Annotated in this window: 6 protein-coding genes; 3 read left to right on the top strand and 3 right to left on the bottom strand. The window is 76.6% G+C overall.

The genetic code is table 11. From position 1 onward, the window contains the following. Window positions 1-70: 70 nt before the first annotated feature. Entirely contained in the window at window positions 71-565 is a 495-nt protein-coding gene (purE, locus tag GTR02_RS18435) for a 5-(carboxyamino)imidazole ribonucleotide mutase (RefSeq protein ID WP_166608945.1), read from the bottom strand. Between the two features lie 32 nt (window positions 566-597). Beyond that, window positions 598-1,749 (bottom strand): 5-(carboxyamino)imidazole ribonucleotide synthase, encoded by a 1,152-nt coding sequence (locus GTR02_RS18430; RefSeq protein ID WP_205709581.1) that lies wholly within the window; start codon window positions 1,747-1,749, stop codon window positions 598-600. 521 nt (window positions 1,750-2,270) lie between these two features. Here GTR02_RS18430 and GTR02_RS23415 point away from each other — a divergent pair. After that, complete coding sequence (locus GTR02_RS23415; protein ID WP_338073913.1) at window positions 2,271-2,867, top strand: GtrA family protein; 597 nt, start codon at window positions 2,271-2,273, stop codon at window positions 2,865-2,867. Here the strand turns inward: GTR02_RS23415 and GTR02_RS18420 are convergent. Next, window positions 2,799-3,701, bottom strand: coding sequence for a biotin--[acetyl-CoA-carboxylase] ligase (locus GTR02_RS18420; protein WP_166608943.1), 903 nt, complete (start codon window positions 3,699-3,701; stop codon window positions 2,799-2,801). The genes GTR02_RS23415 and GTR02_RS18420 overlap by 69 nt on opposite strands. Window positions 3,702-3,812: 111 nt before the next feature. Between GTR02_RS18420 and GTR02_RS18415 the strand changes: the two genes are divergently transcribed. Further along, window positions 3,813-4,847: an ABC transporter substrate-binding protein gene (locus GTR02_RS18415; RefSeq protein WP_166608942.1), complete on the top strand. Its 1,035-nt coding sequence runs from the start codon at window positions 3,813-3,815 to the stop codon at window positions 4,845-4,847. 17 nt (window positions 4,848-4,864) lie between these two features. Further along, on the top strand, window positions 4,865-6,520 hold the full coding sequence (locus GTR02_RS18410) for a DUF885 family protein (RefSeq protein WP_166608941.1): 1,656 nt from the start codon (window positions 4,865-4,867) through the stop codon (window positions 6,518-6,520). Window positions 6,521-6,613 lie beyond the last annotated feature (93 nt).

Raw genomic sequence — 6,613 nt, 5'->3', positions numbered from 1 at the left:
GGACGGGGGGCGCCGCCGGTTCTCGCCCGTCGACGGCCCGGGCGGGGACGGTCCCCCGGGCGGCGTGCCCTCAGCCGCCGAAACCCACGCCGGGCCGCCGCGTGCGGGCCCGCAGCCGCTCGCCCTTGGCCAGGGCGCTGTCGCGCAGCGACGCCTGGAACTCGACCATCCGCGCCTGCAGGCCCTCGTCGGAGGCCGCGAGGATGCGCACGGCCAGCAGCCCGGCGTTGCGCGCGCCCGCGACCGACACCGTGGCGACGGGCACGCCCGCGGGCATCTGCACGATCGACAGCAGCGAGTCCATGCCGTCGAGGTGGCGCAGCGGGACGGGCACGCCGATGACGGGCAGCGGAGTCAGGCTCGCGAGCATGCCGGGCAGGTGCGCGGCGCCGCCCGCGCCCGCGATGACGACCTTGAGGCCGCGCGGCGCCGCCGCGGTCCCCCACGCGAGCATGTCCTGCGGCATCCGGTGCGCGGAGACGACGTCGGCCTCGTAGGGCACGCCGAACTCCTCCAGGGCCTTCGCGGCCTCCTCCATGACGGGCCAGTCGGAGTCGGAGCCCATGACGACGCCCACGACCGGTGCTGCGCTGGTGCTCACTCGTCGATCTCCCCTGCGATGAAGGCGGCCGCGTGCCGGGCCCGGTCGCGGACGGTGTCCAGGTCGTCGCCGTAGACGGTGACGTGCCCCAGCTTGCGCCCCGGGCGCTGCTCCTTGCCGTACAGGTGCACCTTCACGCCCGGGTCGTGCGCCATGACGTGCAGGTAGGAGCGGTAGAGGTCCTCGTGCCGGGTCTCCACCTCGCGCGGGCCCAGCACGTTGACCATGACGGTCCACGGCGCGCGCGGGGCGGGCGAGCCCAGCGGCAGGTCCAGCACCGCGCGCAGGTGCTGCTCGAACTGGCTGGTCACGGCGCCCTCGATGCTCCAGTGCCCGGAGTTGTGCGGGCGCATCGCGAGCTCGTTGACGAGCACCTCGCGGCGGCCGTCGCGCTCCACCTCGAACAGCTCCACCGCGAGGACGCCGGTCACGCCGAGCCCGCCCGCGACGTCGAGCGCGATCCGCGACGCCTGCGCGGCCAGGTCGGGGTCGAGCCCGGGCGCGGGCGCGACGACCTCGCGGCACACCCCGCCGGCCTGCACGGTCTCCACGACCGGCCAGGCGGCGGCCTGGCCGGAGGGGCTGCGCGCGACGAGCGCCGCGAGCTCGCGCACGAAGGGCACGTGCTCCTCCGCCAGCAGCGGCCCCGGCTCCCCCGGCCGCCGCGCCCAGTCCTCGAACCAGGTCGCTGCGGTCGCGAGCCCCGTCGGGTCCAGCTGCGGGTCCGCCACGACGAGGACGCCCTTGCCGTCGTAGCCGCCGCGCGGCGTCTTCAGCACGACGGGCCACCCGGCCTCGGCGGCGAAGGCCCGCAGCTCCGCCGGGTCGGCGACCGCCGCGTAGCGCGGGCACGGGACGCCGAGCGCCGTGAGGCGCTCGCGCATCACCAGCTTGTCCTGCGCGTGGAGCAGGGCGTCCGCGGAGGGCTGGACGGAGGTCAGCTCGGCCATCGCGCGCAGGCCGGCGGGCGGGACGTGCTCGTGGTCGAACGTGACGGCGTCGCACTGCGCCGCGAAGGCGCGCAGGGCGTCGACGTCGTCGGCCGCGGCGACGGGGGCGGGGGCGATCACCTGGGCGGCGCTGACGTCGGGCCCCTCGGCCAGCACCCGCAGCCGCAGCCCGAGCGCGACCGCGGCGGGCTGCATCATCCGGGCCAGCTGCCCCCCGCCGACCACGCCGAGGACCGGGAAACCGCCCGGCCGCGCGTAGGGAGCGGGATCGGGGGTGTGCGTCACGGTTGCCGAGGGTAGGGCACCCTCCGGACACCCCCACCGGTCCCGGACCGGACGGGCGTCCGCCCGCGTCCGGGCCCCCGGTCGCGGCCGCCGGAGATGCTCCTCGTGCCCACGTGCGGGAGGATCGGCCCGGGCGACGCGGAGGACGCGTCGCCCGACCCATGGAAGGGGACCTCACCTGTGCTTCTCGTCATCGCGTGCGTACTGCTCGTCACCGCCGGCATCGTCGGAGCCATGAAGATGGAGAACCGGCTCGAGCCGTCCGACCGGAGGTCCCGCTCCGAGCGGTGAGCCGTCGGTACCCTCACAGCTCCGTCCCTCACACTCGCGGGACGCCCCCGGGGCAATCCGGGCGGCCGACGACCCCGAAGCAGCTGGAGCACCCGGCCGCCGGGTCGACGAGGACGCCGACGAGAGACGGAGCAGCGCAGACCGTGCCACCCGAGAAGACCGCAGCTCCCCACGAGGGGCTCGTGCGCCGCCTGCGCGCCACGTACGAGGTCATCGTCCGCGAGGCGGCGAAGTTCGGCATCGTCGGCGGTGTCGCGTTCGTCGTGAACACGGGGACGTTCAACCTGCTGCGGTTCGCCGGGCCTGACGGCATCGGGGTGCTGCACGCGAAGCCCCTGACCGCCAACGTCATCGGCGTCGTCATCTCGACCGTGGTTGCCTGGCTCGGCAACCGCCTGTGGACGTTCCGTCACCGCCGCCGGGCGTCCGCGCCCCGAGAACTGCTGCTGTTCGCCGTGATGAACGCCGGCGGGCTCGCGATCTCCCTGGCCTGCCTGGGGTTCACCTACTACGTGCTGGACCTGCGCGGCCCGGTCGCGACGAACGTCTCCGCCAACGTCGTGGGCCTCGTGCTCGGCACGCTGTTCCGCTGGTGGGCCTACCGCCGGTTCGTGTTCACCACCGAGCTCGCGCAGGAGGGCTGGGACGCCGAGCCCGGCGACCTGCCGCCCTCACGCGCGGCGCAGGTGGACGACGTCCGCGGCGGACAGGCTCGTCCGGGGTCCCCCGCCGCCCGCTGAGGACCCGCTCCCGTCGGGGCGCAGCACGAGGCGGCCGGACGCGTCGACGTCCTCGGCCAGCCCCTCGAGCACCCGCCCGTCGGGCAGGTGCGCCCGGACCTGCGCCCCCAGCGTCGAGCAGACCGCGCGGTAGGCGGCCGCGGTGCCCGCGGCCTCGGGGTCGCCGCCCGCGGCGGCGAACGCGGCGGCGAACGCGTCGAGGCGCTCGCGCAGCGCCCGCAGGTAGCGGCGCAGGACGGTGTCGCGGTCGGTGCTGGTGGCCCCCGCGAGCGCCAGCGAGGTCGGCGGGGCGGACGGCCCGGGACCGTCGGCCGAGGCCGCCGCGGGCGGCAGCTCCCCGGCGCGCTGGCTGACGTTCACGCCGGCGCCGAGGACGACGACGTCCTCGCGCGCCTCGACCAGGATCCCGGCGACCTTCCCGTCGGGGCTCGCAGCGGGCGCGTCCACGAGCCGGACGAGCACGTCGTTGGGCCACTTCAGCGCGACGTCGACGCCCAGCCCGTCGAGGGCGTCGGCGACGGCGAGGCCCGTCAGCAGCGGCAGCCACGACCACCGCTCGCGCGGCACGGCGGGCCGCAGCAGCACGGACACCGCGAGCGAGGACCGCGCGGGCGCCTCCCACCTGCGGCCGAGCCGGCCGCGCCCGCCGCTCTGGTGGTCGGCGACCAGGACGGTGCCGTCGACGGCGTCCGCCCGCGCGAGCAGGTCGGCGTTGGTCGAGCCGGTGGTCGCGACGACGTCCAGCGCGGCCCACCCGGCCTCCCCGAGCAGGGCCCGGCGCAGCGGCGTGGCGCGCAGCGGCGGCCGGGCGAGGTCGGTCCACGCGGTGTCCACCCGGGCACGCTACGACGCGGTGGGCACCGCGACCCGGCGGCCCGCTTGTCGACCGGCCGCCGGGTGTGATGAGGTGAGGCTCCCCTCACCTCACCGACCTGGAGTCGCCTCGTGCCCGCTCGCCCGTCCCGCCGGTCCCTCCTCCTGGGCGCCCCCGCCGCGATCGCCGCCGCCGCCGCGCTGTCGTCGTGCGGCAGCAGCAGCACGTCGTCCACCGGCGGCGCGGCGTCGGCGCCGGCGTCCGGCGGCGGAGGGACCTTCCCCGTCACCGTCGAGCACGCGCTGGGCTCGGCCACGGTCGAGAGCGCGCCGCAGCGCATCGTCACCATCGGCTGGGGGTCGCAGGACGTCCTGTGGGCGCTGGGTCTGCAGCCCGTGGCCGTGCCGCAGGTGACGTACGGCGGGCTGCCCGACGGCACCTACCCGTGGTGGGCGGGCCACTTCGACGCCGCCACGACGTCGTTCCTGCCCAGCCCCGACTCCGGTGAGCTGCCGTTCGAGCTCATCGCCGAGAAGGCGCCCGACCTCATCCTCGGCGTCTACTCGGGCATGACCGCGGAGGACTACGCGACGCTGTCGAAGATCGCCCCGACCGTCGCCTACCCGGACGCGCCGTGGAAGACGTCCTGGCAGGACCAGGCCACGCTGGTCGGCCGCGCCGTCGGGAAGGAGGCGGAGGCGGAGCAGCTCGTCGCCGACCTGCAGGCGGACCTCACCGCGCGGGCCGACGCCGCCCCGGTGCTCAAGGGCAAGACCTTCAGCTACGTCTACGGGGAGGCCACGGGGCTGTCGGTCTACCTCCCCGGCGACTCCCGCGTCGACATGCTGCACGACCTCGGGATGGTCGACTCCCCCGGCGTGACGACCCTGGCCGGCACGACGACGGAGTTCTACACCGAGGTCGCCAAGGAGCGGACCCTCGACGTCGCGGCCGACGTCATCGTGGGCTACGGCGGGCTCACCCGGGCCGAGCTGGTGGCGGACCCCGTGTTCGCGACGATCCCCGCGGTCGCCTCCGGCGCCGTGGCGTGGCTGGAGGACCAGACGCTCGTGGCCGCGACCTCCGCGACGGTCCTGAACCTGCCGTGGCAGCTCGACCGGCTCGTGCCCCTGCTGTCGGCGGCCGCCGAGAAGTCCCCCGCCTGAGCACTAGGGTCGGCGCGGTGACGACCGAGACGCCGCGCCGCCCCACCGCCCTCGACGCCGTCGCCGAGGGGCACCTGGAGCGGACGCTGCGGCTGCAGCCGGCGCTGGCCCTGTCGCTGGGCGCGGCCGACGTCGCCGACGGGCTCGGCGACCGCTCCCCCGACGGCCTCGCGGCCGTCGCCGACGTGGCGCGCGCGACGCTGCGGGCCGTGGACGCCACCCCGGTGGCCGACGACGTCGACCGGGTGACCGCGGCCGCGCTGCGCGAGCGCCTGGGCCTCGAGGTCGCCCTGCACGACGCCGGCGAGACGGTCGGGGACCTCAACGTCATCGCGAGCCCCCTGCAGGACGTGCGGATGGTCTTCGACCTGCTGCCGACCGCGACCGCGGTGGACTGGGCCGACGTCACCGCGCGGCTGGCCGCGGTCCCGGCCGCGGTCGGCGGCTACGTCGAGAGCCTGCGCGCCGCGGCGGCCGCGGGCCGGGTCGCGCCCGTGCGCCAGGTCGAGGCCTGCGCCCGCCAGGCCGCGGCCCACGCGGCCGCCGACGGGTTCTTCGCCACGTTCGCGGCGGGCCGCGGCGAGGCCGCCGAGGGCGCGGCCCGCGAGGCCGCCGCGGCCTACGACGCGCTCGCGCAGGTCCTGCGCACCGAGCTGCTGCCGCTCGCCCCGGCGGCCGACGCCGTGGGCCCCGAGCGCTACCGGCTGCTGTCGGAGCACCACGTGGGCGCCCGCGTCGACCTCGCGGAGACGTACGCCTGGGGCCTGGAGGAGGTCGCGCGGCTGCGGGCGGAGATGGCCGGCGTCGCCGCGGAGATCACCGGTTCGCGCGACGTCGCGGCCGCCACCGCCGCCCTGGACGCCGACCCCGCCCACCGCATCGAGGGGGCGGAGGCCTTCCGGGCCTGGATGCAGCAGCGCTCCGACGAGACCGTCGCGGCGCTCGCGGGCACGCACTTCGACATCCCCGAGCAGATCCGCACGCTGGAGTGCCGCATCGCCCCGACCACCGACGGTGGCGTCTACTACACCGGCCCGAGCGAGGACTTCCGCCGTCCGGGCCGCATGTGGTGGGCGGTCCCCGCGGGGCAGACGGTGTTCTCCACGTGGCAGGAGGCGACCACGGTCCACCACGAGGGCGTCCCCGGGCACCACCTGCAGATCGGCCAGACCGCCGTGCGCAGCGAGGTCCTCAACCGCTGGCGGCGGTCGCAGGCCAGCCTGGTCTCCGGCCACTGCGAGGGCTGGGCCCTCTACGCCGAGCGGCTCATGCAGTCGCTGGGGCACCTGCGCACCCCGGGCGAGGTCCTGGGGATGCTCGACGGGCAGCTGCTGCGCGCGGGGCGGGTCGTGCTCGACATCGGGATCCACTGCGGGTTCGACGCCCCGGCGGAGGCCGGCGGGGGCCCCTGGACCTACGCGTCGGCGTGGGCCTACCTGGGGTCCGTGTCCTCCTGGCACCCCGACCAGCTGCGCTTCGAGCTCGACCGCTACCTCGGCTGGCCCGGGCAGGCGCCGAGCTACAAGGTCGGTGAGCGGCTGTGGACGTCGGTGCGGGCCCAGGTCGAGGCCGCCGAGGGCGCCGCCTTCGACGCCGTGGCCTTCCACCGCCGCGCCCTCGACCTCGGCTCCGTGTCCCTGGACGTCCTGCGCTCCGCGCTGCTGCCCGGTTGACGGCGGGGAAGCGCGGCTGACGGCGAGGCAGCGCGGCCCGGGTGGGACACTGCGCGCGTGCCGACGTTCGTGCTCGCCTCCGCCTCCCCCGCC

The organism is Kineococcus siccus (assembly GCF_009906795.1).
Lineage (GTDB): Bacteria > Actinomycetota > Actinomycetes > Actinomycetales > Kineococcaceae > Kineococcus > Kineococcus siccus.
Note: the sequence above shows the minus strand (reverse complement) of the source record. Positions and strands in the feature narration are given on the sequence as shown.